The organism is Pseudomonas sp. FSL W5-0203, from assembly GCF_001896155.1.
Taxonomy (GTDB): Bacteria; Pseudomonadota; Gammaproteobacteria; order Pseudomonadales; family Pseudomonadaceae; genus Aquipseudomonas; species Aquipseudomonas paracarnis.
The window spans coordinates 57,232-82,564 of sequence record NZ_MPOR01000003.1 but is presented as its reverse complement, the minus strand read 5'-3'; the positions used below and the strand labels follow the sequence as shown (position 1 = coordinate 82,564).

Annotated in this window: 17 protein-coding genes; 13 read left to right on the top strand and 4 right to left on the bottom strand. The window is 61.8% G+C overall.

What is annotated here, in order from left to right; translation table 11 throughout:
• Positions 1–53: 53 nt before the first annotated feature.
• The 3 genes from BOP96_RS04155 to aceE all read right to left on the bottom strand — a co-directional run bounded on the left by BOP96_RS04155 (position 54) and on the right by aceE (position 7,459).
• A complete protein-coding gene (locus tag BOP96_RS04155) occupies positions 54–2,747 on the bottom strand; it encodes a putative bifunctional diguanylate cyclase/phosphodiesterase (protein ID WP_020301653.1) in 2,694 nt (897 codons plus the stop codon).
• Between the two features lie 408 nt (positions 2,748–3,155).
• A complete protein-coding gene (aceF, locus tag BOP96_RS04150) occupies positions 3,156–4,802 on the bottom strand; it encodes a dihydrolipoyllysine-residue acetyltransferase (RefSeq protein WP_073451915.1) in 1,647 nt (548 codons plus the stop codon).
• 11 nt (positions 4,803–4,813) lie between these two features.
• Complete coding sequence (gene aceE / locus BOP96_RS04145; RefSeq protein WP_014716623.1) at positions 4,814–7,459, bottom strand: pyruvate dehydrogenase (acetyl-transferring), homodimeric type; 2,646 nt, start codon at positions 7,457–7,459, stop codon at positions 4,814–4,816.
• Between the two features lie 383 nt (positions 7,460–7,842).
• Here aceE and glnE point away from each other — a divergent pair, with 383 nt between their 5' ends.
• From glnE to BOP96_RS04105, 8 genes are all read left to right on the top strand, one after another.
• Complete coding sequence (gene glnE / locus BOP96_RS04140; protein WP_073451913.1) at positions 7,843–10,782, top strand: bifunctional [glutamate--ammonia ligase]-adenylyl-L-tyrosine phosphorylase/[glutamate--ammonia-ligase] adenylyltransferase; 2,940 nt, start codon at positions 7,843–7,845, stop codon at positions 10,780–10,782.
• Positions 10,783–11,003: 221 nt separating this feature from the next.
• The gene (gene waaF, locus BOP96_RS04135; protein WP_019818313.1) at positions 11,004–12,038 is read left to right on the top strand and encodes a lipopolysaccharide heptosyltransferase II; all 1,035 of its coding nucleotides are present in this window, start codon (positions 11,004–11,006) and stop codon (positions 12,036–12,038) included.
• Position 12,039: 1 nt separating this feature from the next.
• Positions 12,040–13,101: a lipopolysaccharide heptosyltransferase I gene (gene waaC, locus BOP96_RS04130; RefSeq protein WP_073451911.1), complete on the top strand. Its 1,062-nt coding sequence runs from the start codon at positions 12,040–12,042 to the stop codon at positions 13,099–13,101.
• On the top strand, positions 13,101–14,225 hold the full coding sequence (locus tag BOP96_RS04125) for a glycosyltransferase family 4 protein (RefSeq protein WP_014716627.1): 1,125 nt from the start codon (positions 13,101–13,103) through the stop codon (positions 14,223–14,225). Before waaC ends, BOP96_RS04125 begins: the two co-directional genes overlap by 1 nt.
• Positions 14,222–15,028 (top strand): lipopolysaccharide core heptose(I) kinase RfaP, encoded by an 807-nt coding sequence (rfaP, locus tag BOP96_RS04120; RefSeq protein WP_073451909.1) that lies wholly within the window; start codon positions 14,222–14,224, stop codon positions 15,026–15,028. Before BOP96_RS04125 ends, rfaP begins: the two co-directional genes overlap by 4 nt.
• Complete coding sequence (locus tag BOP96_RS04115) at positions 15,028–15,762, top strand: lipopolysaccharide kinase InaA family protein (protein ID WP_003187993.1); 735 nt, start codon at positions 15,028–15,030, stop codon at positions 15,760–15,762. The genes rfaP and BOP96_RS04115 overlap by 1 nt, the downstream gene beginning before the upstream one ends.
• The gene (locus BOP96_RS04110) at positions 15,759–16,511 is read left to right on the top strand and encodes a lipopolysaccharide kinase InaA family protein (RefSeq protein ID WP_032904063.1); all 753 of its coding nucleotides are present in this window, start codon (positions 15,759–15,761) and stop codon (positions 16,509–16,511) included. Before BOP96_RS04115 ends, BOP96_RS04110 begins: the two co-directional genes overlap by 4 nt.
• The gene (locus tag BOP96_RS04105) at positions 16,511–17,962 is read left to right on the top strand and encodes a lipopolysaccharide kinase InaA family protein (RefSeq protein WP_014716630.1); all 1,452 of its coding nucleotides are present in this window, start codon (positions 16,511–16,513) and stop codon (positions 17,960–17,962) included. Before BOP96_RS04110 ends, BOP96_RS04105 begins: the two co-directional genes overlap by 1 nt.
• Positions 17,963–18,060: 98 nt before the next feature.
• On the opposite strand, the gene BOP96_RS04100 is transcribed toward BOP96_RS04105, so the two are convergent.
• Positions 18,061–20,148 (bottom strand): TonB-dependent receptor family protein, encoded by a 2,088-nt coding sequence (locus BOP96_RS04100; protein ID WP_073451907.1) that lies wholly within the window; start codon positions 20,146–20,148, stop codon positions 18,061–18,063.
• 189 nt (positions 20,149–20,337) lie between these two features.
• Between BOP96_RS04100 and BOP96_RS04095 the strand changes: the two genes are divergently transcribed.
• From BOP96_RS04095 to BOP96_RS04075, 5 genes are all read left to right on the top strand, one after another.
• The gene (locus BOP96_RS04095) at positions 20,338–20,664 is read left to right on the top strand and encodes a YceK/YidQ family lipoprotein (protein WP_019818311.1); all 327 of its coding nucleotides are present in this window, start codon (positions 20,338–20,340) and stop codon (positions 20,662–20,664) included.
• Between the two features lie 56 nt (positions 20,665–20,720).
• A complete protein-coding gene (locus BOP96_RS04090; protein ID WP_014716633.1) occupies positions 20,721–21,077 on the top strand; it encodes a YceK/YidQ family lipoprotein in 357 nt (118 codons plus the stop codon).
• 142 nt (positions 21,078–21,219) lie between these two features.
• On the top strand, positions 21,220–22,977 hold the full coding sequence (locus BOP96_RS04085) for a carbamoyltransferase family protein (protein ID WP_014716634.1): 1,758 nt from the start codon (positions 21,220–21,222) through the stop codon (positions 22,975–22,977).
• Positions 22,978–23,874, top strand: coding sequence for a GNAT family N-acetyltransferase (locus BOP96_RS04080; RefSeq protein WP_014716635.1), 897 nt, complete (start codon positions 22,978–22,980; stop codon positions 23,872–23,874). It abuts the gene before it with no gap.
• The gene (locus tag BOP96_RS04075) at positions 23,871–25,277 is read left to right on the top strand and encodes a PIG-L family deacetylase (RefSeq protein WP_073451905.1); all 1,407 of its coding nucleotides are present in this window, start codon (positions 23,871–23,873) and stop codon (positions 25,275–25,277) included. Before BOP96_RS04080 ends, BOP96_RS04075 begins: the two co-directional genes overlap by 4 nt.
• Positions 25,278–25,333 lie beyond the last annotated feature (56 nt).

Genomic DNA, 25,333 nt, shown 5'->3' with positions numbered 1-25,333 from the left:
TTGAGTAACAGTAAATTGTCAGACAGCCAGTGTGCCCGAGTGTTACAGCGCTGTCAGGCGATTGGCCCGCGCGGGTAGCGTTTAAGCCTCTGCATCAGCTCGGCACCCGGGATCGGGCGGTCGAACAGGTAGCCCTGGCCCACGTCGCAACGGTGCCGGCGCAGGAACGCCAACTGCTCAGCGGTTTCGATGCCTTCGGCCACGACCTTGAGTTTGAGGTTGTGGGCCATGGCGATCACCGCCGAGGTGATTTCCATGTCGTCCTGGTTGTCCGGGATTTCATGGATAAAGCTGCGATCAATCTTAATGATGTCGATGGGGAATTTTTTCAAGTAGCTCAGCGACGAGTAACCGGTACCGAAGTCGTCCATCGCCAGGGTCAGGCCAAAGCTCTTGAGCTGGTCCAGTTGCAGGCGCGTATCTTCGGTGGCTTCCAGCAGCAAGCCTTCGGTCAGCTCCAGCTCCAGCAGGTTGGCCGGCAGCTGTTCCTCCTTGAGGATGGTGGCAATCGAGGCCACCAGGTCCGGGTCGGAGAATTGCTTGGGCGACAGGTTGATGGCCACCTGCAAGTTGCCCAGGCCTGCGGCCGTCAATTGGCGGCTCATGCGGCAGGCCTGGCGCGCGATCCATTTACCGATGGGGATGATCAGCCCGGTTTCTTCAGCCACGCTGATGAACTGGTCGGGGCGGATCATGCCTTTTTCCGGGTGGTTCCAGCGCAACAGTGCTTCCATGCCCAGCAGGCGACCGCTGCGCAGGCATAGCTTGGGCTGGTAGAACACGTCCAGCTCGTTCTGGGTCAGGGCACGGCGCAGATTGTTTTCCACGAACAGCTTGTAGCTGGCCTCGGCATTCAGGGCTTCGGTGAACACCTGCACCTGGTGTTTACCGTTGGCCTTGGCCTTGTGCAGGGCCAGGCCGGCGTTGCGCATCAAGGTCTGTGGGTCGCGACCATGCAGCGGCGCACAGGCCAGGCCCACGGAGCCGGTGACGCTGATCAATTGGTTGTCGACGAACATCGGCTTGTCGAGGGTGGTCAGCAACTGGCTGGCCACCTGCTGGCCGGTCTCAAGGTCGGCGTCGTCCAACAGCACCGCGAATTCGTTGCTGGCAAAACGCGCCAGGCTGCCGCCGCTGCTCAAGCTGTTGCGCAGGCGGCGCGCCAGGCTGATCAGCAACTTGTCGCCGGTCTGGTGGCCGAGGCTGTCGTTGATGCGCTTGAAGTTGTCGATGTCCACCAACAGCAGGCTGATCGGGCTGTCGCTGTCGCGGGCAAAGCGCTCGTCGAGGTTGCGAATGAACGCGGGGCGATTGCCCAGGTTGGTCAGGTTGTCGGTGTAGGCCAGGCGTTCGATGCGCTGCTGCGCCAGCTTGGTCTGGGTGATGTCTTCGTAGATGCCGATGTAGTGGGTCAACTCGCGGTTGTCGCCATACACTTTGGAAATCGACAGCTGGCCCCAGTAGGGTTCCAGGTTCTTGCGGCGGCTCTTGAACTCGCCTTGCCAGCTGTTGCTTTTGGCCAGGGCCGAGGGCGCGTCGAACAGCAATTCGCTGAGGTTCTCCAGGGCTGGCAGTTGGGCCAGGCGATGGCCGTGGACTTCTTCGGCGCTGTACTGGGTGATCGCGGTGAAGCTGGGGTTGACGTACTCCACCACGCCGTCGCAATTGACCAGCAAGAACGCGTTGGCGCTTTGCTCTACCGCGCGCTGGAACAGGTGCAAGGCGCTGGTGGCAGTGCGGCGGTTGTGGTTGTTGATGACCTGGGCGAACTGGTCTGCCAACTCGCCGGCGAACGCGATTTCATCGGACTGCCAGGCGCGCGGGCTGCCACCTTGTTCCAGGCACAGCACGCCGACCACCTGGCCGTCTACACGGATGCTGGCGTCGAGCATCGCGTGGATGTCCTTGGCGCGCAGGCTTTCAGCCATTTCCCGGGTGCGTGGGTCGCGCATGGCGTGGGTGGCGTCGATGGCGCGGCTGGAGTGCAGGGCTTCCAGGTAATCCGGGAAGCCGCTGGCATCGATGGCTTCAGGCAGGTGGTGTTGTTGATCGGCGCGGTGATAGGCGGAGATCGGTACCAAGTGATGGCCTTCGAGGTTCCAGATGCTGGCGCAGTCGATCTGGTAAATGTCGCAGGCGCTGCGCGTGATCAGTTCAGCGGCTTCTTGCAGGGAGTTTGGCGTGGTGTAGCGTTGGCGCGCCAGCAGCAGGATCAGTTCCTGCTGGGCGCGCACTCGCTCCAGATGCTGCAACTGTTCCTGCTGTGCTCGCTGATTGAGCTCCAGGGCAATTTGCAGGCGGCTGTTCTGGTTTTCCAGGTCGACCGTCGGGGCGGGTGCGCTGTTCTCGCTGAACAGCCCCTCGACCACCATCAGGTAGCCGCGCACCAGGTGGCGGTTGTGTTGTTTGTAGGCCTCGCCCATTTCCAGCACGCTCAGCGGGCCGTCATGGGTGTGCAGGGTATAGCGCACCAGATAATGGGGGCTGTGGGCCAGTTGTTGCTGGATCGCATCGTGCAACTGGTAGCGCGCCTGGGGTTCCATCAGGCTGGCGTAGGGCGTGCCGATCAAGGCGCAGAGTTCAACCGCCGGCAGGCCGAACTGGCGTTCGCAATTGGGATCGAGGTAGAGCAGGGCCCAGCTTGCCTCATTAAGCCGCTCGAAACGCAGCATACCGAGGCGCGAAGGCACCGGTAATTGCGTCACTACCTCGGCCGCCATACGGGCGACATCGGGTTGGCTTTTCATGGGGAAACTCGCTTGGGAAAATGCGCACTGCGCTGGGCTCACGCCCTCTTGACTGTCGACTGCGGCAAGGTTGCATCATGCAGGACGCAGTGACAAGAGAGGATGAAGGCTAAGTGCTATAAGCCTGTTATCGGCCGCGCGAGGGATTTCTGTAATTGGGGTGATCGATGGTTCACGTCTGTTCTCTGTAGGAGCGAGGGGGACGCCTAGTTCTTGCTCGCGAAAAACGCCAGGGCACCGCGTTTATCCAGAAGACCCGCGTCATCGTTGACGATCTTCGCGAGCAAGCTCGCGTCTACAAAAACACAGGCAAAAAAAGCCCCGCCAAGTGGCGGGGTTGAGGTACGAGCGTGGCGCTCGGAAATCGGTGTGGCAAGGACCTTCCCGGTAACAGGAAGGCCCTGCGACTTACAGCAGGATGGTGCGGATGTCGTTCAGCAACTGGCTCAGGCGCTGGGTGAAGCGCGCAGCCGCGGCGCCGTTGATCACGCGGTGATCGTAGGACAGCGACAGTGGCAGCATCAGCTTGGGTTGGAACGCTTTACCGTCCCACACAGGCTGGATGGTGGCCTTGGACACACCCAGGATCGCCACTTCCGGCGCGTTGACGATTGGCGTGAAGCCAGTACCGCCAATGTGGCCGAGGCTGGAGATGGTGAAGCAGGCGCCCTGCATGTCGTCCGGGGTGAGCTTCTTGTCGCGGGCCTTGGCAGCCAGCGCAGCCGCTTCGCCAGCGAGCTGCAGCAGGCTCTTCTGGTCGACGTTCTTGATGACCGGTACCAGCAGGCCATCCGGGGTGTCGACCGCAAAGCCGATGTGCACGTACTTCTTGCGAATGATCGCCTTGCCGCTTGGCGCCAGCGAGCTGTTGAAGTCCGGCAGTTCCTTGAGCAGGTGTGCACAGGCCTTGAGCAGCAGTGGCAGTACGGTCAGCTTCACGCCGGCCTTCTCGGCCACGGCTTTCTGCGCAACGCGGAACGCTTCCAGGTCGGTGATATCGGCCTGGTCGAATTGGGTCACGTGCGGGATGTTCAACCAGCTGGCATGCAGGCCTGCCGCGCCGATTTGCATCAGGCGGGTCATCGGCACTTCTTCGGTTTCGCCGAAGCGGCTGAAGTCCACGGTACGGATCGGCGGAATGCCCGAACCACCGGTAGCGCCGCCGGCAGCCGGAGCTTCCTTGGCTTTTTGCATCATGGTTTTGACGTAAACCTGCACGTCTTCCTTCAGCACACGGCCGTGCGGGCCGCTGGCTGCAACAGCGCTCAGCTCGACGCCGAATTCACGGGCCAACTGACGCACGGCTGGGCCGGCGTGAACCTTGGCACCGCTTGGCGCAGGTGCAGCCGCCGCAGGGGCGGGCGCAGCTTCGGCTTTTGCGGCCGGCGCAGGGGCAGCAGCGGCAGGTGCCGCTTCAGCCTTGACCGCCGGAGCAGCAGCCGGTGCTGGTGCGGCGGCTGGCGCAGCACCTTGTACTTTTAGCTTGAGGATGAAGTCACCGGTGCCGACTTCGTCTTCCAGCTTGACCGCGATGCTTTCCACTACGCCGGCAGCCGGCGATGGGATCTCCATGGAGGCCTTGTCGGACTCCAGGGTGATCAGCGACTGGTCGGCTTCGACGGTGTCGCCGACCTTGACCAGCAGCTCGATGATCTTGGCCTTGCCCGACGAGCCGATGTCCGGGACGTGAATGTCCTGGACGGTCGCGGCGGCAGGTGCGGCGGCCGGGGCTGGAGCAGCCTCGGCAGCGGCAGGCTTTTCAGCAGCAGGTGCAGGTGCAGCGGCGGCCGGAGCCGCGGCCGCAGGGGCTGCATCAGCAGCGCCTTCGATTTCCAGTTCCAGCAGTTCGTCGCCTTCTTTCAGGCGGTCGCCCAGCTTCACTTTCAGGCTCTTGACCACGCCGGCCTTGGGAGCAGGGATTTCCATGCTCGCTTTGTCCGACTCCAGGGTCAGGATGCTCTGGTCGGCTTCGACGGTGTCGCCGACCTTCACAAACAGCTCGATTACTTCACCTTCACCGCTGCCGATGTCAGGTACGCGAATGAGTTCGCTCACAAAAAATCTCCTCAGCAGTCCAGTGGGTTGCGTTTTTCCGGGTTGATCCCGAACTTGACGATAGCGTCAGCCACCACCTTAGGTTCGATCTCACCACGGTCAGCCAAGGCTTCCAGGGCTGCCAACACCACGAAGTGACGGTCGACTTCGAAGAAGTGACGCAGCTTCTTGCGGCTGTCACTGCGGCCGAAACCATCGGTGCCCAGGACTTTGAATTCCTTGGACGGGACCCACTGGCGAATTTGTTCAGCAAACAGTTTCATGTAGTCGGTAGAGGCAATGACTGGACCCTTACGGCCGGCCAGGCACTCTTCGACGTAGCTCTTGGCTGGCTTCTGGCCAGGGTGCAGACGGTTGCTGCGCTCCACGGCCAGGCCGTCGCGGCGCAGTTCGTTGAAGCTGGTGACGCTCCATACGTCGGCACCGACGTTGAACTCGTCGCGCAGGATCTTCGCCGCTTCACGCACTTCACGCAGGATGGTGCCGGAGCCCATCAGCTGTACGTGGTGCGCCGCTTCCTTGGTGTCTTCTTCGAGCAGGTACATGCCCTTGATGATGCCTTCTTCCACACCGGCCGGCATGGCTGGCTGCTGGTAGGACTCGTTCATCACGGTGATGTAGTAGAAAACGTCCTGCTGCTCTTCGGTCATCTTCTTCATGCCGTCCTGGATGATCACCGCCAGCTCATAGCCGTAGGTTGGATCAAAGGTGCGGCAGTTCGGGATGGTGGCAGCCAGGATGTGGCTGTGACCGTCTTCGTGTTGCAGGCCTTCGCCGTTCAGCGTGGTGCGGCCGGCGGTACCGCCGATCAGGAAGCCACGGGTACGGCTGTCGCCTGCTGCCCAGGCCAGGTCGCCGATACGCTGGAAGCCGAACATCGAGTAGAAGATGTAGAACGGCAGCATTGGCTGGTTGTGGCTGGAGTACGAAGTACCGGCAGCGATGAAGGAGCTCATGGCGCCCGCTTCGTTGATGCCTTCTTCGAGGATCTGGCCCTTCTTGTCTTCCTTGTAGAACATCACCTGGTCTTTATCGACTGGCTCGTAGAGCTGGCCGACGGAGGAGTAGATGCCCAACTGACGGAACATGCCTTCCATACCGAAGGTACGGGCTTCGTCCGGGATGATCGGGACGATGCGCGGGCCGATGTCCTTGTCCTTGACCAATTGCGCGAGGATACGCACGAAGGCCATGGTGGTGGAGATTTCACGGTCGCCCGAGCCGTCAAGGATAGCCTTGAGGGTGCTCAGGTCTGGCGTCGGCACGCTGAAGCTGTTGGCGCGGCGCTGTGGCACGAAACCGCCCAGTGCAGTGCGGCGCTCGCTCAGGTAGCGGGCTTCGGCGCTGTTTGGCTCTGGCTTGAAGAACGGCAGGTTCTCCAGCTCTTCGTCCTTGACCGGGATGTCGAAGCGGTCGCGGAACAACTTCAGGCTGTCGACATCGACTTTCTTGGTGTTGTGCGCGGTGTTCTTCGCTTCGCCGGCACCGGTGCCATAACCCTTGATGGTCTTGGCCAGGATGACGGTGGGTTGTTCTTTGTGGTTGACCGCTTCGTGGTACGCCGCGTAGACCTTGTACGGGTCGTGGCCGCCACGGTTGAGCTTCCAGATCTCGTCGTCGGACAGGTCGGCAACCATCGCCTTGAGTTCAGGCGTGTTGAAGAAGTGCTCACGGACGAACGCGCCGTCTTTGGCTTTGTAGTTCTGGTATTCGCCGTCGATGACTTCGTCCATGCGACGCTGCAGGATACCGTCGACGTCCTTGGCCAGCAGTGGGTCCCAGAAGCGGCCCCAGATGACTTTGGTCACGTTCCACTGAGCACCGCGGAACACGCCTTCGAGTTCCTGGATGATCTTGCCATTGCCGCGAACCGGGCCGTCGAGGCGCTGCAGGTTGCAGTTGATGACGAAGATCAGGTTGTCGAGCTTCTCGCGGCCGGCCAGGGAAATGGCACCCAGGGATTCCGGCTCGTCGCACTCGCCGTCGCCGAGGAAGCACCAGACTTTCTGCTTGCCTTCGGGGATGAAACCACGGGCTTCCAGGTACTTCATGAAGCGTGCCTGGTAGATCGCCTGGATTGGGCCCAGACCCATGGAAACGGTTGGGAACTGCCAGAAATCAGGCATCAGCCAAGGGTGCGGGTAGGACGACAGGCCCTGACCGTCGACTTCCTGGCGGAAGTTGTTCATTTGTTCTTCGCTGATGCGACCTTCCATGAACGCACGGGCGTAGACGCCTGGCGAGGTGTGGCCCTGGAAGTAGATCAGGTCGCCGCCGTGTTCGTCGGTCGGGGCCTGGAAGAAGTAGTTGAAGCCGATGTCATACAGGGTTGCGCTGGAAGCGAAGCTGGAGATGTGACCGCCCAGGTCCGAATCTTTCAAGTTCGTGCGCATTACCATCGCCATGGCGTTCCAACGTACCAGCGAGCGAATGCGGCGTTCCATGAACAGGTCGCCAGGCATGCGTGCTTCGTGGGTAACGGGGATGGTGTTGCGGTATGGCGTAGTGATGGCGTAAGGCAGTTGCGAGCCGCTGCGGGTCGCGAGTTCGCCCATACGGGTCATCAGGTAGTGAGCACGGTCTTCGCCTTCTTTGTCGAGAACCGATTCCAGGGCGTCCAGCCATTCCTGGGTTTCGACGGGATCGAGGTCTTGCATGGCTTGCTCCAGGGCGGAAAGGCTACCAGAATCGGTTGCCTGAAGTTTGCGACTGGCCTTGTGGGCAGACGACATAAATTCTTGGATGGCCGAAGGTTGCTTCGGCGTCCTGTAGTTTTACTACAAATCGTCGGCCATTTCAGCCTTTCGAATGTATATACGAGTAGTAAAACTACACAAGACTGAGCGTATGGCTCGGTCTTGCTGGTGAGCATAATCGTTATTGTTGGTCTATTGCGAACAAGAAAAGGTGAAACTTTGATGTTGCCTGCCAAGATTAATTTAATTTCAGCTATTTCTAACCTTTGTTCGACAGTCCTTCACCGAGCATGGCTCTTGCCTTCACAACTACACGCCATTTACACGCCGATCAAGGATAGACCATGAGCCTTCCAACGCTGGCCGAACTGCCGGCCATTCTGTTGCCTTACGCCAGCCGGGCCGAGCAGTCATTTCGTGACGCAGTGGCCGCGCTGGACGACGATCATGGCCTTTCTGCGTGGACGCCGCAACGGTGGGCCGACTTCGCTCGCGTGTGCGCCGCCAGTGATTTCGTCATTGAACAGAGTGTTCGTGACCCTTTGATGTTGCTTGAACTGGCGGCCTGGGGCGAGCTGGACCGCGGCTTTGCGCCCGGCGAGCTGTGCAGCCAGATAGCTGGTGCCGTGCAACAGGCCGAAACAGAAGATGAACTGGGCCGTGCGCTACGCCGCCAACGCACGCGCCAGCAGGTGCGCATCATCTGGCGCGACCTCACACGGCAGGCTGATCTGGTGCAAACCTGTCGCGATCTGTCCGACATGGCCGACGCCTGCATCGACCAGGCCTATCAATGGCTGTACCAGCGCCACTGCGCCCAGTTCGGCACGCCGACCGGCGCACGCAGCGGCGAGGCACAGCACATGGTCATCCTCGGCATGGGCAAGCTCGGTGCAGTGGAGCTGAACCTGTCGTCGGATATCGACTTGATCTTCGCTTATCCCGAAGGTGGTGAAACGGTGGGCGTGAAGCGCGCCCTGGATAATCAGGAGTTCTTTATTCGCCTGGGTCAAAAACTGATCAAGGCCCTGGACCCGATGACCGTCGACGGTTTTGTCTTCCGCGTCGACATGCGCCTGCGTCCCTACGGTTCGGCCGGCGCCCTGGTGCTCAGCTTCAACGCGCTGGAGCAGTACTACCAGGACCAGGGCCGGGACTGGGAGCGCTACGCCATGATCAAGGCGCGGGTGGTGGCCGGGGACCAGGCGGCTGGCGCGCAACTGCTCGACATGCTGCGCCCGTTTGTCTATCGCCGTTATCTGGACTTCTCGGCCATCGAAGCGCTGCGCACCATGAAGCAACTGATCCAGCAGGAAGTGCGGCGCAAGGGCATGGCCGACAATATCAAGCTGGGCGCGGGCGGCATTCGTGAGGTGGAATTTATCGCCCAGGCATTCCAGCTGATCCATGGCGGCCGCGACCTCAGCCTGCAGCAACGCCCGCTGTTGAACGTGCTGGGCACGCTGGAAGGCCAGGGTTATTTGCCCGCGGCGGTGATCAGCGAGCTGCGCAGCGGTTACGAGTTCCTGCGCTACACCGAACATGCGATCCAGGCGATTGCCGACCGCCAGACGCAAATGCTGCCGGACAGCCCCGAAGACCAGGCACGCATTGCCTTTATGCTGGGCTTTAGTGACTGGGCCGCGTTCCATGAGCGCCTGATGTACTGGCGTGGCCGTGTGGACTGGCACTTTCGCCAAGTGATTGCCGACCCTGATGAAGAAGAGGGCGAAGAAAGCGAATTGGTGGTCGGCGGTGAATGGTTGCCACTGTGGGAGGAATCCCAGGATGACGATGCCGCGTGCCGCCAACTGAGTGAAGGCGGTTTCGCCGATGCCCCCAAGGCCCTCAAGGCCTTGGCCAGCCTGCGCGCCAGCCCGCAGTTGCGCGCCATGCAGCGCCTGGGGCGTGAGCGCCTGGATGCGTTCATCCCACGCCTGCTGGCCCAGGCCGTTGAACATGCCAACCCAGACCTGGTGCTGGAGCGCGTGTTGCCGCTGGTGGAAGCCGTGGCCCGGCGTTCGGCCTACCTGGTGTTGCTGACCGAGAACCCCGACGCCCTGCGTCGCCTGCTGACATTGTGCGCAGCCAGCCCGTGGATCGCCGAACAGATCACCCGTTTCCCGCTGTTGCTCGATGAATTGCTCAACGAAGGCCGCTTGTTCAAGCCGCCGCTGGCGCCGGAACTGGCCGCTGAGTTGCGCGAGCGCCTCACGCGCATTCCCGAAGATGACCTTGAGCAGCAGATGGAAGCCTTGCGCCATTTCAAACTGGCGCACCGCCTGCGGGTGGCCGCTTCCGAAATCGCTGGCAGCCTGCCGTTGATGAAGGTCAGCGACTACCTCACCTGGCTGGCCGAAGCCATTCTTGAACAAGTGCTGGCCCTGGCCTGGCGCCAGACCGTCGCCCGCCACGGCTCGCCGCAGCGCCTGGACGGCACCCTGTGCGATCCTGGGTTCATCATTGTCGGTTATGGGAAAGTCGGCGGCATCGAACTGGGGCATGGTTCGGACCTGGACCTGGTGTTTATCCATGACGGCGACCCCCAGGCCGAGACGGACGGTGCCAAGCCGATCGATGGCGCACAATTCTTTACACGCCTGGGCCAGCGCATCATTCACCTGCTGACCACCCAGACCAACTCTGGCCAGCTGTATGAAGTGGACATGCGCCTGCGACCTTCCGGCGCATCCGGCTTGTTGGTGAGTTCCCTGGGGGCGTTTGATCGCTATCAACAAAATGAAGCCTGGACCTGGGAACATCAGGCCCTGATCCGTGCGCGGGTACTGGTGGGCAGCCAGGATGTGGGCCAGGCGTTCGAGCAGGTACGGGCTAACGTGTTGGGGCGTGAGCGGGACTTGGAGAAGCTGCGCCAGGAGGTCAGCGAGATGCGTGCCAAGATGCGTGACAACCTGGGCACCAAGGCCACGACTGCCGGCAGGGGCGCCAATGCCTTCGAGGCCACGGCGCTGTTCGACCTCAAGCAGGACGCCGGAGGTATCGTCGATATTGAATTTATGGTGCAATACGCGGCTTTGGCGTGGTCTGCGCAACATCCATCGTTGCTGCGCTACACCGACAATATCCGCATTTTGGAGGGCCTGGAGCAGGTCGGGCTGATGCCCGCCGCCGATGCCCATTTGCTGCGTGAAGTGTACAAGGCTTATCGCTCAGCCGCGCACCGCCAGGCTTTGCAGAACGAGGCCGGTACGGTAGCCGGGGACCAGTTCGCCGACGAGCGGCGACAGGTGATGCGAATCTGGCAGGCGCTGGGCTTAAATTGAAACTCGACTGATTGGCGACGCCAATTTTCATATGGGATGCGGATTAATGTGGGAGCCGGGCTTGCCCGCGATGCAGGCGCCTCGGTTTATCAGGGATACCGAGGTGATGCGATCGCAGGCAAGCCAGCTCCCACATAAAGATGCTCCCTGGCGCACCGCGATCTACAGTTATTATCGAGGCGGGGAGGCATAGGCCTCCCCGCATCGTTTGTGGAAACTACATGAATATTCTGATCGTTGGGCCCAGTTGGGTCGGTGACATGGTGATGGCACAGACACTGTTTCAGTGCCTGCGCCTGCGCTATCCAGACTGCCAGATCGACGTGCTCGCCCCTGAGTGGAGCCGGCCGATCCTCGAGCGCATGCCAGAGGTGCGTAAGGCCTTGAGCTTCCCGCTCGGCCACGGCGCCCTTGAGTTGGCGACCCGCCGACGTATCGGCAAGTCCATGGCGGGCCAGTACGACCAGGCGATCCTGCTGCCTAACTCGCTGAAGTCGGCGCTGGTGCCGTACTTTGCCGGTATCCCCAAGCGCACCGGCTGGCGCGGCGAGTTTCGCTATGTGCTGCTCAACGACGTGCGCACCCTGGATAAAGCCCGTTACCCGTTGATGATCGAACGCTTTATGGCTTTGGCCTACGAGCCGGGCACTGAACTGCCCAAGCCGTACCCGCGCCCCAGCTTGCAGATCGACCCGGTGACCCGCGACGCGGCGCTGGCCAAGTTCGGCCTGACCCTGGATCGGCCCGTATTGGCCTTGTGCCCGGGCGCCGAATTTGGCGAGTCCAAGCGCTGGCCGTCGGAGCATTACGCCAAAGTCGCCGAAACCAAGATCCGCGAAGGCTGGCAGGTGTGGTTGTTCGGCTCCAAGAACGATCATTCGGTGGGTGAAGACATTCGTCAGCGCTTGATCCCCGGCCTGCGTGAAGAGGCGGTGAACCTCAGTGGCGACACGTCCCTGGCCGAGGCCATCGACCTGTTGTCGTGCGCCGACTCGGTGGTGTCCAACGACTCCGGCCTGATGCATGTGGCGGCGGCGCTGAATCGTCCGCTGGTGGCCGTGTACGGCTCCACATCCCCAGGCTTCACTCCGCCGTTAGCCGACAAGGTCGAAGTGGTGCGCCTGGGCCTGGATTGCAGCCCGTGCTTTGACCGTACTTGCCGCTTCGGCCACTACAACTGCCTGCGCCAGTTGCTGCCCCAGCCGGTAACCGATGCCCTGCAGCGTTTGCAGGGCGACGTGGTCGAGGTTCATTGAGTTGCGGGTTCTGGTAATCAAGACCTCATCCCTGGGCGACGTGATCCATGCCTTGCCGGCCCTCACCGACGCAGCGCGGGCGATTCCCGGCATTCGGTTCGACTGGGTGGTGGAAGAAGGCTTTGCCGAAATCCCCACCTGGCACCCGGCGGTCGACAAGGTGATTCCGGTGGCGATTCGCCGCTGGCGCAAGAACCTCTGGCAAACCATCAAGAGCGGTGAATGGCGGCGCTTCAAGCAGGCGGTGCAGTCGACTAAATACGACCTGGTGATCGACGCCCAGGGCTTGCTCAAAAGCGCCTGGCTGACGCGCTATGTGCGGGCGCCCATCGCTGGCTTCGACAAAGACTCTGCGCGTGAACCCCTGGCTGCGCGCTTTTATTCCCGGCGCCTGGCCGTGGCCCGTGGGCAGCATGCGGTGGAGCGCTTGCGCCAGCTGTTTGCCGTGGCCCTGGGCTACGACCTGCCCCAACGCCTGGGCGACTACGGCCTGAGCGTTGAAAAGCTGCTCGGCCTGCCGCCGAAAAAACCGTTCGTATTGCTGTTGCATGGCACCACTTGGGACACCAAGCACTGGCCCGAAGCCTATTGGCGCGAGCTGGCCGAACGCATGGGCCGCCTGGGCGTGGACGTAAAGCTGCCGTGGGGCAACGCCGCCGAAAAGGCGCGGGCCGAACGCCTGGCCCTCGGCCTGCCCAACACCGAAGTGTTGCCCAAGCTCAACCTGGCGGGCGTTGCCCGTGTCTTGGCGAGCGCCCGTGCCTGCGTGGCCGTCGACACCGGCCTTGGCCACTTGGCGGCGGCATTGGACGTGCCGACCATTTCCCTGTTTGGCCCCACCAACCCAGGCCTTACCGGTGCCTACGGCAAAGGCCATATTCACTTGGCCAGCGACTGGCCGTGCGCGCCTTGCCTGCAAAAACAGTGCACTTATCAACCCACTGCCGACGACCTGCGGCGGTTCGACATCGCCCGCGAGTCGCCCCTGTGCTTCACGCGCTTGAACCCTGAGCGTGTTGCAAGCCGGCTGAGCACGTTGTTACTGGCCGAGGAGCAGCACTGATGCAACTGGCTTTTGTTCTGTACAAGTACTTCCCTTTCGGTGGCCTGCAGCGCGACTTCATGCGCATCGCCCTGGAATGCCAGCAGCGCGGCCACAGCATTCGGGTGTACACCCTGATCTGGGAAGGTGATATCCCGCCAGGCTTTGAAGTGCTGGTGGCGCCGGTCAAGGCCTTGGTCAACCACCGTCGCAACGAAAAGCTCTACGCCTGGATCCAGGCCGACCTGGCCAAGCGCCCAGTGGACCGCGTGGTGGGCTTCAACAAGATGCCGGGGCTGGACCTGTACTTTGCCGCCGACGGTGTGTTCGAGGACAAGGCCCAGACCCTGCGCAACCCGATGTATCGCTGGTTCGGGCGCTACAAGCACTTTGCCGAATACGAGCGCGCCGTGTTCGATAAAAACGCCAAGACGCAGATCATGGTGTTGTCTGAGCACCAGCAGCAGCTGTTTACCCAGTATTACGGCACCCAGGCCGAGCGTTTTCACCTGTTGCCACCGGGTATTGCCCGCGACCGCCGCGCCCCGCCGAACGCCGCCGAAATCCGCGCCGAGTTCCGCGCTGAATTCGGCTTGGCCGAGGATGATCTGCTGTTGGTGCAGATCGGTTCGGGGTTCAAGACCAAGGGCGTCGACCGCAGCCTCAAGGCGCTGGCTGCTCTGCCTTCGCGGCTGAAGAAACGCACCCGGCTATTTGTAATCGGCCAGGACGACCCCAAAGTATTCCAATTGCAGAGCGCGGCGCTGGGCCTGGGCGACCAGGTGCAGTTCTTCAAGGGCCGCAATGATATTCCGCGTTTCCTGCTGGGGGCGGACCTGTTGATTCACCCTGCGTACAACGAGGCGGCCGGCATGGTGCTGGTCGAAGCGGTGGTCGCCGGCCTCCCTGTACTGGTGAGCCAGGTGTGCGGCTATGCGTTCTACATCGACAAGGCCCAGAGCGGCCGGGTGTTGGACGAGCCGTTCGAGCAAACCCAGCTCAACCAGTATCTGGTCGATATGCTCGACGACCCACAAGCGCGTGCGACCTGGAGTCGCAATGGTCTGGCCTTCGCCGAGACGGCCGACCTCTTTAGCATGCCGCAGTACGCTGCGGACCTGATTCTGGCGGAGCCAAACCGATGAAGTTGATTCTAGCCGAACCCTTCAAGACCCTCTGGGCCGGACGCGATGCGTTCGCCGAGGTCGAGAAGCTGGAAGGCCAGGTGTTCCGCGAGCTGGCCGCTCGCCGTACGTTGCGTACGGTGGTCGAGGGCCAGCCTTATTTTGTGAAGATCCACCGTGGGATCGGCTGGGGCGAAATCCTCAAGAACCTGGTCACCGCCAAATTACCGGTGTTGGGCGCGGGCCAGGAGTGGGTGGCGATCCAGCGCTTGCAGGCGCTTGGCGTACCGACCATGACCGCCGTGGCGTTCGGTGAAAAAGGCAGCAACCCGGCCGACCAGCATTCGTTCATCATCACCCAGGAACTGACCCCCATCATCAGCCTGGAAGACCTGACCCTGGACTGGGTCAAGCAACCGCCCGTGCCGGCCATCAAGCATGCCTTGATCCTTGAGCTGGCGCGTACCGTGGGCGCGATGCACCGCGGCGGCGTCAACCACCGTGACTGCTACCTGTGCCATTTCCTGCTGCACACCGACCGGCCTATCAGCGTCGACAACCTCAAGCTGTCGGTGATCGACCTGCACCGTGCCCAGGTACGTGCGACGATCCCCGTGCGTTGGCGCAACAAAGACCTGGCCGGCCTGTATTACTCCGCGTTGGAGATCGGCTTGACCCAGCGCGACAAGCTGCGTTTTCTCAAGGCCTACTTCCAGCAGCCGCTGCGCCAGATCCTGGCAGAGCAAACCGCGCTGTTGTCTGCGCTGGAACGCATGGCAGCAAAGCTGTATGCGCGTAAACAGCGATATGGGGATGCGATCTGATGGCGGGTTGGAATCTGGAACCTGCCTACGCCGCCCTGGCGGATGACTTTGGAAGCCTGGACGCGGTGTTCGCCCTGCAAGGCGAGCGGCTGACCCGCGACCCGTTGTCGGAAGTGATCCGGGTGGAGCGTGGCGGGGTCAATTATTACGTCAAGCGCTACGTAGGTGCCGGCAAGGGCCTGCGTCGTTACCTGGGCAGGCCGCGGGTGAAGTCCGAATGGCAGAACCTCAAGCGCTTCGCCAAGTGGGGCATCCCTACCGCCGACGTGGTGGCCTGGGGCCTGGACCGTAAGGGCCTGGCCTATAACCGTGGCGCCATGATCACCCGCGAACTGCCCAAGACCGAAGATCTGTCGGTGCTGGCCGAGCGTCACGATGAGCGCCTCAAAGACCCCCGGTGGGTCGATGGCATCAGCCGCCAGCTCGCCGAATACACGCGCACCATGCACGATCACCGCTTCACCCATAACGACTTGAAGTGGCGCAATCTGCTGGTGGACGACCAACGCACCCTGTACCTGATCGACTGCCCCAACGGTGATTTCTGGCGCGGTTTCTGGCTCAAGTACCGCATCACCAAAGACCTGGCCTGCCTGGACAAAGTCGCCAAGTATCACTTGTCGGCCACCCAGCGCCTGCGCTTCTACCTGCAATATCGTCAGCGCGCGCACCTGACCGCGTCGGACAAACAGCGAATTCGCCATGTGGTGAAGTTTTTCGAGGGACGCGAATGAGTGACTTCCTGGCGGCCGAAGACCGCGCTCTGCTTGAGCGCAACGGCCTGGCGACCTTCGACGCGCTGTGGGCCAAGCAATTGGATGCAGTGGACGAGCCGAACACCAGCGGCGACGGTTGGAGCAGTGTGTATCGCCTGGAGCTTGAGGGGCAGGGTTACTACCTCAAGCGCCAGAGCAACTACCTCACGCGCACCTTGCACCGCCCGTTCGGCGAGCCGAGTTTTGCCCGCGAGTTTCGCAACATCAGCCTGTATCGAAAGCTCGGTATACCGGCCCTGCAAGCGGCGTTCTTCGGTGAACGCAAGGTCAAGGGCGAGCGCCGGGCGATGCTGCTCACCCGTGCGCTGGATGGCTGGAATGACCTGGACTCGTTGCTGGAGCAGTGGTCGCAATTGAGCGCAGCCCAGCACAGTGCGATCCTGTTGGCGTGCGGCAAGCTGGCGCGTCATCTGCACAGCGTCGGGCAAGTGCATGGCTGTTTTTACCCCAAGCATATTTTCCTGCAGCCTGCCGGTGAGGGTTATGCCGCGCAGTTGATCGACCTGGAGAAAACCCGCCCGCTGCTGTTTGGCTGGCGTGACCGGGTCAAGGACCTGGAACCGCTGCTGCGCCGCGCGCCGCAATGGTCGGACGCGCAGGTGCGCCAATTGCTGGCGGCGTACCTTGAGCAGCCCGAGGACAGTGCCCTGGTGTCCACTTGGCACCAGCGCCTGACCGCGCGCCGCAGCCATAAGGAGAACCGCTGATGCGTTTATCCGAGCTGAAAACGGCTGGGCGTACCCCCGGCCTGCCACTGACCCTCGACCTGGCGGATGCCGCCGGCCCTGGGCAATTGCAATTGCTGAGCCTTTTGCGGGTGTTGCCGGGGCAGCGCTATGTGGGCGCCGCCGTGTGGCGGGGTCGCCCGGTGTTGGCCAAGTTGTTGGTGGGCAACAAGGCGGCGCGGCATTTTCAGCGTGAGCTTACGGGGGTGCGCCTGTTGGCTGAGCAGGGCCTGACCACGCCGTTGCTGCTGGCCGATGGCTTGCAGGACGGCGAGGGCGGTTGGCTGCTGTTTGAATTTATCGAGGGGGCCCAAAGCCTGTCCGACGCTTGGCTCGCCGTCGAAAACCTGCCGCCGTTGGCGGACGAACAAACCGCTGTGCTCGCCGAAGCGCTGGGCGCGATTGCCCAGATGCATGCCAAGGGCCTGTGGCAAGAAGACCTGCACCTGGACAACCTGCTGCGCAAGGATGGCAAGCTGTATTTGATCGATGGCGCCGGTATTCGTGTCGAAGAGGCGGGCAAGCCGTTGTCGCGCAATCGAGTGCTGGAGAACCTCGGTGTGTTCTTCGCCCAACTGCCCAAGAACCTCGAGCCCTTTACCGAAGAGTTGCTGGTGTATTACTTGCTGGCCAACGGCGAACACGCCTTGCCAATGCAAGCCTTGGAAAAGCAGGTGCGTAAAGTCAGCGCCTGGCGTTTGAGAGACTACCTGGACAAGACCGGCCGCGAATGCACGCTGTTCAGCGTGGTGCGCGGCGCTTTTGGCTTGCGTGCGATCCGCCGCGAAGAAGAAGCCGCCATGGTGCCGGTGCTGGAGCAGGCCGATGCGTTGCTCGACCAGGGTCACCTGTACAAGACCGGTGGCGCGGCGAGCGTGGCCAAGGTCGACGTGGCTGGCCGGCCGCTGGTGATCAAACGCTACAACATCAAGGGCTTTGCCCATTGGCTCAAGCGCTTCTGGCGCCCGAGCCGCGCCTGGCACTCCTGGCGCGAAGGCAACCGCCTGGCCTTCCTGGGCTTCGCCACGCCCAAGCCGCTGGCGGTGCTGGAGAAACGGTTCCTGTGGTTGCGCAGCCGTGCCTACCTGGTCACCGAATACCTGCCTGGGCCAGACATCATCGAGCGCTTTGCGCCGTATGTTGAAAGCGGCGATGCGCCCGAGAGCGAATTGCAGGCGCTGGACCAGTTGTTTGCCGAGCTGATCCGCGAGCGCATCAGCCATGGGGATTTCAAGGGCCATAACCTGTTCTGGAGCGACGGGCGCTGGGCGATGATTGACCTGGATGCGATGTGCCAGCACGGTTCGCTGTCCAGCTTCGCCCCTGCGTATGCCAAAGACCGTGCGCGATTTATGCGTAACTGGCCGCAGGGCAGTGCGCTGTACCAGGTGATTGACCAGCGCTTGCCCAAAGAGGCGGGTGTCGGCAGTTAAATCTATCGCGGGCAAGCCCGCTCCCACACTTGATCTGTGAACGCGGTCAAAATGTGGGAGCGGGCTTGCCCGCGATGGCGCCCGTCCAGGCGCTGCATTCAGAACTGGTACTGCGCCCCAGCCCCCGCATACCACGACCGCCCCGGCGCGGCTTCGTAATAGCGACCATTGCCGTCGCCCACAATTACCGACCCCACATACTGGCGATCCAGCAGGTTATCCAGGCGCAAGGTCTGGTGAAAGGTCCAGTGCTCTACCTTCTGCACAAACCGTGCGCGCCAGTTGAAGACGCTGTAGGCCGGTGCGGCGTGTTGCTGGTTGGTGTCTTCTACGTAGACTTTGCTGCGGTACAGGCCCTCGATGGCGGTGCTGACCCAGTCCCGTGGTTTCCAGTTCAGTTCGGCGAACAGGGTAGTTTGTGGCACGCCGGGGAGGTAGTTGCCTTTGTCGATGGTGTTGGCGCCGCTGGCAAAGTCGCTGTCGTAGGTGGCGTGCAGGCGGGTGTAGGCGAGGCTGGTGCTCCAGTGCTCGCTCAGTTGGCTTTCAACGCCCAGTTCGAAGCCGCGGCGCAATGTGCGACCGGCGTTCTGGTAGCTGGTACGGCCACCGATGGATTGCTGCACCACCAGTTCGTCCTCGGTGGTGATCTGGAAAAGGGCGGCGTTGATCCGCGTGTTGTTCAGTTGCGCTTTCACACCCATTTCATATTGCGTACTTTCAGACGGCTTCAAGCCGAAGTTGAAGCCCTCGGCGTTGCCCGGTGCATAGGCCAGCTCGGCCTGGGTCGGGGTTTCAAAGCCTTTGCCTGCGCTGATGTAGCCATGCAGGTCGGGGGTGAACGCATACATCACGCTCATCGACGGTGTGTTTTTCTGGTAGGTCTTGTTGCCGCTGGCGTCGCCATTGCTGAGGAACTGGTCGTCAACGTCCATCTGCATCGTGCTGTGGCGTACGCCGGCTTGCAGGGTCCAGCGGTCGAGGGCCCAGTTGGCTTGGATATACGGGTCGAGGCTGCGAGCCGTGTCGATTTCGTCGCGGCGTAGTTGGCCTTTCACGCCCAGGGCATTGCCGCTGTAGTTCTGATAGCCATGGCGGCTGTCCTCGCTTTGGTCGAAGTCCAGGCCGGTAATGATCATCAGCTCGCCAGGCGCGCTTTCGATGGGCTGCATCCAGCGCACGCTGCCGCCGTAGAACTTTCGATCAAATTGCACCACGCCTCCGCCGCGTTCGTTGGCGGGCGTGCCCTTGGGGATCGACAGGTACTGAATCACACTACGGCGCCCAGTGTAGGTATTGACCTGCAAGGTGGCGCCACCGAAATACCGCTCGTAATTCATCCCCAATTGCTGATGATCGATACTTTTGCGCGTGTTGTAGTTCAGCGCATTGGCGCTCACCGAACGCGGGTCGGCCTTGTACGCTGCCCAGGTTTGTCCCAGCGGATCCTGCGTACCGTTCTGCTCCAGGCTGCTGTAGATCAGCGCCAGCTTGCTGTCGTCATCGGGCTGGAAATTGAGCTTGGCGAAGGTCTGGTCGCGGCGCGCGCTGCTGTGATCGCGGTAGCCGTTGGTGTCCATGCGCGAGGCGTCGAGCACAAACCCGGCGCCATTCGCCGCGCCCTCGGCGCTCAGGTGGTTCTTGTTCAGCCCGTCGCTGCCCACCAGGGTTTCGGCGCCGATACGAGGCGGGCCCTCGCCGACGCGGGAGAACATCTGGATCACGCCCCCGGCGTTGCTGCCATACAGCGTCGCCGCCGGGCCGCGCAGCACTTCGATGCGCTCGGCGGTGTCGAGGTTGAAGGTGGCGGCCTGACCCTGACCGTCCGGGGTACTGGCGGGAATGCCGTCGGCGATCAGCTTGATGCCGCGCACGCCGAATGCTGAACGGGCGCCGAAGCCTCGGGAAGAAATTTGCAGGTCCTGCGCATAGTTCTGGCGGTTCTGCACCACCAGGCCGGGCACGCGGGACAGGGCTTCGGAGGCGTTGATGCCGAGTTGGCCGTCACTGATCTGTTCGCGGCTGATGCCGTCCACGGAGTAGGGCAAATCAAACGTTGGGCTGGCGCTGCGCGAACCGGTGACCACGCTGGGGTCAAGTATCAGTGGCGAGTCCTCGCCTTGCGCTGTGGTGCTCAAGGCCAGCAGGCCAGGCAGCAAGAGGGAAAAGCGAGCGTGCGTTTTTTTCATGAGGCAGCCAGAGTTTCGGGCACGCATAGTGAAGGCGCGCAAAAAGTGCGCAAGTGTAAACAGTCAGGTAAGTTTTACCATTTCGGATTTTTCCCACGCAATGTGGCGGTGCTTCTCGGATGAATGAGCCAATCTCTCGGTGCTAGCGTGGCTGACCGTTTGCGAGGCTCGGATATGAAAAGAAAAAGAATGGCTGCACTGGGTATAAGTGTCGTTGCGCTGTTATTAAGCGGTTGTGGAACCGTTAATAGCGTCATGCGCAAAGAGGGCGACACGGCGCGTGAGCTCAGGCTCGTAAAAACCTATTGCCAATCCATTCCCCGCGCTTACAGCGGCGTGGCGTTTGATTTCTGCATGCTGCACGCGGCCCCGGACCCCACCGGGTTCCTCATACCCTTCGTGCTCGTAGATATTGCGGTGTCCGCGGTTGCCGATACGGTGGTTTTGCCCTATACGATTTATCGACAATCGGCCGACGGTAATATCAGCATCTATTGGCGTCCAGGCCGTTCATAAGCCTATGGGTATAAAAGCACCTGCCCAGCCCATTTACTCGGCGAAAGGAGTAGTCCGTGAGTCGTGGTTTCAAAGTACTGCTGGTTTCAACCTTGTTAATGGCCTCCGGTTGCGGAACGATCAATACCGTCTTGCGTCCGGATGCCGTGGCCAGCCAGAATCTCAAGGAGTCGCGCAGTCACTGCGAAAACGTGCCGCGTATCTACAGTGGGGTGATCTACGGCTTTTGTACCCTCAATGGCGAGCCCGCACCGGACAAAAGCCTGAAGGACCAAAGCCTGCTGGATCGCCAAGGCAATGCTTTCCCGATCATCGCGATTGAATTTGTCGCCTCTGGTGTCATGGACACCCTGATGCTGCCTTACACGATCTACCGCCAGAACAAGGACGGCAGCATCGAGATCTTCCGCTAGCCCCTCTCGGCGCTTGCCGCTAACAGCTTCCCTCTGCTTTTAAGCTATAATCCCGCCCTTTAGCTGTTTCTCGCCCAGGCGAGAGGCACACTTTTTTCAGGCGCGATGCGCCTGCATGCAGACTAAAAGAGGCTAGACCCCAGTGGCATTGACGATTCTTGGCCTGTCCGGCGCCCTTAGCCATGATCCTTCCGCAGCCCTGTATATCGACGGCAAGCTGATTGCGGCCGCCGAAGAAGAGCGCTTCGTACGCGACAAACATGCAAAGAACCGCATGCCCTACGAGTCGGCGAAGTTCTGTCTTGAGCAGGCTGGCATCAAGCCTTCGGACGTTGACGTGGTGGCGATCCCGTTCGCCCCGATCAGCCTGTTCGGCGAGGCGCGCTGGCACTACGCCAAGCGTTACTGGTACGCCCCGGACCGCGCCCTCGACGCGATCCTGATGGGCAACCGTCGTTACAAACGCTATCGCAACAAGATCGTCTGGTGCCTGGAGCAACTGGGCTTCGATCCTAAGAAAATCAAGATCGAACCGGTTGAACACCACCTGGCTCACGCCTCCAGCGCCTACCACTGCTCGGGCTTCCAGGAAAAAACCGCGATCCTGGGCATCGATGGCAAGGGCGAGTACGCCACCACCTTCTTCGGCTACGGCGAAAACGGCAAGATCCACAAGATCAAGGAATTCTACGATCCGGACTCCCTCGGCGGCCTGTACGGCGCAATCACCGAGTTCCTCGGTTTCGAGATGCTCGACGGTGAGTTCAAGGTCATGGGCATGGCGCCGTACGGCGATGCCAGCAAGTACGATTTCTCGCGCCTGGCCTCCTTTGAAAACGGCGAGCTGGTGATCAACACCGACTACGCCAATGTCATCGGCCTGCGCCGCTACAAAGAGAAGGGCAAGGGGTTCTACTTCTCGCCAAAACTGATCGAGTGGCTGGGGCCGAAACGCGAAGGCGACATCGCCGACGAGCCGTACATCCACTACGCGGCCAGCATGCAGGCGCTGTTCGAGAAACTGGCTTTGCAGATGATCGACCACTACCTGGGCGACATCCTCAAGGACACCGGCAAGCTCGCCTTCGCCGGCGGCTGTGCGCTGAACGTCAAGCTGAACCAGAAAATCATTGCCCGTGACGACGTCAAAGAGCTGTTCGTACAGCCGGCTTCCGGTGATGCCGGCACCGCCGTCGGTGCGGCGGCCTACGTGTCCCATGCTCGTGGTGTACCGGTCGAGAAGATGGAACACGTCTACCTCGGCCCGTCCTACAGCAACGAAGACGTGATTGCCGCGTGCGCCAAGCACGAGAGCAAGCCGAACTGGCGCAAGATCGAGAACATGCCTAAGCGCATTGCCAAGATCATGGTCGACGGCAATCCGGTAGCCTGGTTCCAGGGCCGCATGGAGTTTGGCCCGCGTGCGTTGGGCGGTCGTTCGATCATCGGTTGCCCAAGTGCAACCGGCGTGGCGGATCGCATCAACCACCAGATCAAGTTCCGCGAGCGCTGGAGGCCTTTCTGCCCGTCGATGCTCGACACCGTGGCCCCACAGATGATCAAGGTCGATCACCCGGCGCCGTTCATGACCTTCACCTTTGAAGTCGCCGAAGAGTGGAAGACCCGTGTACCGGAAGTGGTGCACGAAGATGGTACTTCCCGTGCCCAGGTGCTCAAGCGCGAATACAACCCGCGCTACTACGACATGATGAAAGAGCTGGAAGTGCTGACCGGTAACGGCGTATCCCTGAACACCTCGCTCAACCGTCGTGGCGAAGCGATGATCTGCTCGCCGACCGACGCGCTGAACATGTTCTTCGGCTCGGACCTGCAGTACCTGATCATGGAAGACATCCTGGTGGTCAAGGACGGCGTGGACCCTTATGACGCCGTGGTTTAAATGCTGAACCGCTTCCAGGGCTGGCGTGAACGTGGCTGGGCGCCTGTCGAGGCCGAGGTTTACGCCCAGGCCTGGCAGCGTTACGGCGGCAGCGTGGCGACCCATCCCCAGGTGATCGAGCGGCTGGCCGGCCTGGCGCAGATACCCGTGCGCTACCTGGGCTGGGAGCAAGGGGGTGAGTTCAAGGGGGCGATCGCCACCTGGGGGCGCGACCTGGCGCTGTCCAAGGACGTGCTCAAGCGCAGCGGCAAGAAAGGCCTGTTTGACCTGGGCAACGCCGAGATCATCCTGCCGATTGCCGCCGATGCGCAGGTACCGTTACGGCACCGTGCGCGCTACCTCTCGGCGCTGAACGAGGGGCGCGTGAGCACCCTCAAGCCTCAGGCCGAGCAATTGGCCATGGCGCGTACGCCCGAAGACCTGTCGAAGAAGTTTCGCTATAACCAGCGGCGTGAACTGCGCCTGTTGGAAGAGGCGGGCGGCGTGGTACGGGCGGTCAGTGAGTTTTCCAGCGTAGAACTGGCGGCGATTTATTGCGACCTGTTCCAGCGTCGTTGGGGCTTCCCGGCGGCGGGCGCGGCGCGTCTGGCCGAGGTGCTGGAGTTGCTCAAGGAATTCCTGTTCGGCTCGGTGCTGTTTCTGAACGACGCGCCGATTGCAGTGCAATTGGTGTATCAGGTGCAGTCCAACGAGTGGTTCAGCGCCGAGTATGTCAACGGCGGCGTCGACCCTGAAACCCGTGCATTCAGCCCTGGCAGTGTGCTGAGTTTCCTCAATACCCAAAGTGCCTGGGAACAGGCGCGGGCGGCGAACAAGTCACTGCGCTTCTCCTTCGGGCGTTCCGACCGTGAATACAAGGAGCGCTGGTGCAACCCGGTGCCGGTGTTCAGCGTATGAGCCGCAAACAGCAACTGCTCAAGCGCCATCGGCGTAACAAACGTATTGCGCTGCTGATCGGCGTGCTGGTGTTGGTCGCGACCGGCGTACTGGTTGCCTGGTGGTTGCCGCTGATCCTTGCGGTGCTGTTGTGGGCCGCCCATGAGGCCTGGTTTGCCGATCACCTGTTTTACTCGCCCCAAGACAGCTATGAGTACGCGTTCCCGGCCGGCAGCGAACAACCCGGCTTGCGCCTGGAGGCGGGCCGACTGTTGCTGGATACGCCGTTGGCGGCGGATGAAACCCTGATCGTCGGCATTGAGTTGAAAAGTACCTGGCTGGGGCGTTTCTTCGACCCTGCGGTAGACCTGTCGGGCCTGGCAAGCCCGGACCGGCAAACCTTCGAACGCGGCGTCGCTGGGCGGCGTTATCTGAACCTGACCGGCGCCGCCGAAGACTTGGCGGCGGGCAAGCTCCACTTGCGCGGGCGTTTTTGCCGGATCAAGGGGCAGCCGACGCTGTGGCGCTTTCGCCAGCCCGACTATCGCCAGCAACGTGTGATGGTGATCGCGCCCCATGCCGACGATGCCGAGCTGGCTGCGTTCAGCCTTTACAGCCAGGCGACTGAAAGCTGGATCGTCACGCTGACCGCCGGTGAAATCGAAGCCGAGCATTATCAGCACATGGGCCTGCCCAAGGCTGAAGCTGCGCGCCTCAAGGGCCGTTTGCGCGCCTGGGACAGCGTCGCCGTGCCCCGCTGGGCGGGCGTGCCCGAGGCGCAGTGCGTGCAATTGGGCTACTTTTGCATGCAGTTGCAAGCCATGCAGGTCGCGCCGGATCAGCCTCAAGCCTCGCGCGAAGCCGATTTGGCCGATACGCGGCTGTTTCGCCAGTTCAATGGTTTTGCCCTGCCTGGCGATGCTGATGGCGCGCCGACTTGGCACAACCTGATCGCCGATCTGCGGGCGCTGCTGCTCAAGGCGCGGCCCCAGGTCATCGTGTTGCCCACGCCGTTGCTGGACCCCCACGCCGACCATATCTGCGCCCATGCGGCAGTGCTGGAAGGCTTGCAGGGCCTGGCGTGGCAGCCCGACACATTGCTCGGCTACGCCAATCACCTGCATGATAACGACCGTTGGCCCATGGGCGATTCCGGCGCTGGCGTAGCATTGCCGCCGCGTTTCGATGGCGCTGTGGAGCTGGTGCCGTGCAGTTTCGCCCTCGCCTTGAGCCAGCAGCAGGACAAGGCCATGGCCCTGGGCATGATGCACGACCTGCAGCCGCCAGCGCCGTTCAAGCGTCGAGTGCGTAGGTGGTTGCAGCAACTGCTGGCGGGCCGTAGTCCATCGCCCTATGGCGAGAACGAATTCTTTCGCAAGGCCGTGCGCCGCCACGAGCTGTTGTGGGTCCTGAAGCAGGACTGAGAGCCGATTGAAGGCGGGCCGTTATGCGCCTGCCGCCCTTTTTACCGGGCTGCGTG

What these genes read in the sequence shown, in the direction of transcription:
- BOP96_RS04155 (WP_020301653.1), bottom strand. Translation starts at nt 2,747, where the DNA reads ATGAAAAGCCAACCCGATGTCGCCCGTATGGCGGCCGAGGTAGTGACG.
- aceE (WP_014716623.1), bottom strand. Translation starts at nt 7,459, where the DNA reads ATGCAAGACCTCGATCCCGTCGAAACCCAGGAATGGCTGGACGCCCTG.
- glnE (WP_073451913.1), top strand. Translation starts at nt 7,843, where the DNA reads ATGAGCCTTCCAACGCTGGCCGAACTGCCGGCCATTCTGTTGCCTTAC.
- waaF (WP_019818313.1), top strand. Translation starts at nt 11,004, where the DNA reads ATGAATATTCTGATCGTTGGGCCCAGTTGGGTCGGTGACATGGTGATG.
- BOP96_RS04125 (WP_014716627.1), top strand. Translation starts at nt 13,101, where the DNA reads ATGCAACTGGCTTTTGTTCTGTACAAGTACTTCCCTTTCGGTGGCCTG.
- rfaP (WP_073451909.1), top strand. Translation starts at nt 14,222, where the DNA reads ATGAAGTTGATTCTAGCCGAACCCTTCAAGACCCTCTGGGCCGGACGC.
- BOP96_RS04115 (WP_003187993.1), top strand. Translation starts at nt 15,028, where the DNA reads ATGGCGGGTTGGAATCTGGAACCTGCCTACGCCGCCCTGGCGGATGAC.
- BOP96_RS04110 (WP_032904063.1), top strand. Translation starts at nt 15,759, where the DNA reads ATGAGTGACTTCCTGGCGGCCGAAGACCGCGCTCTGCTTGAGCGCAAC.
- BOP96_RS04105 (WP_014716630.1), top strand. Translation starts at nt 16,511, where the DNA reads ATGCGTTTATCCGAGCTGAAAACGGCTGGGCGTACCCCCGGCCTGCCA.
- BOP96_RS04100 (WP_073451907.1), bottom strand. Translation starts at nt 20,148, where the DNA reads ATGAAAAAAACGCACGCTCGCTTTTCCCTCTTGCTGCCTGGCCTGCTG.
- BOP96_RS04095 (WP_019818311.1), top strand. Translation starts at nt 20,338, where the DNA reads ATGGCTGCACTGGGTATAAGTGTCGTTGCGCTGTTATTAAGCGGTTGT.
- BOP96_RS04080 (WP_014716635.1), top strand. Translation starts at nt 22,978, where the DNA reads ATGCTGAACCGCTTCCAGGGCTGGCGTGAACGTGGCTGGGCGCCTGTC.
- BOP96_RS04075 (WP_073451905.1), top strand. Translation starts at nt 23,871, where the DNA reads ATGAGCCGCAAACAGCAACTGCTCAAGCGCCATCGGCGTAACAAACGT.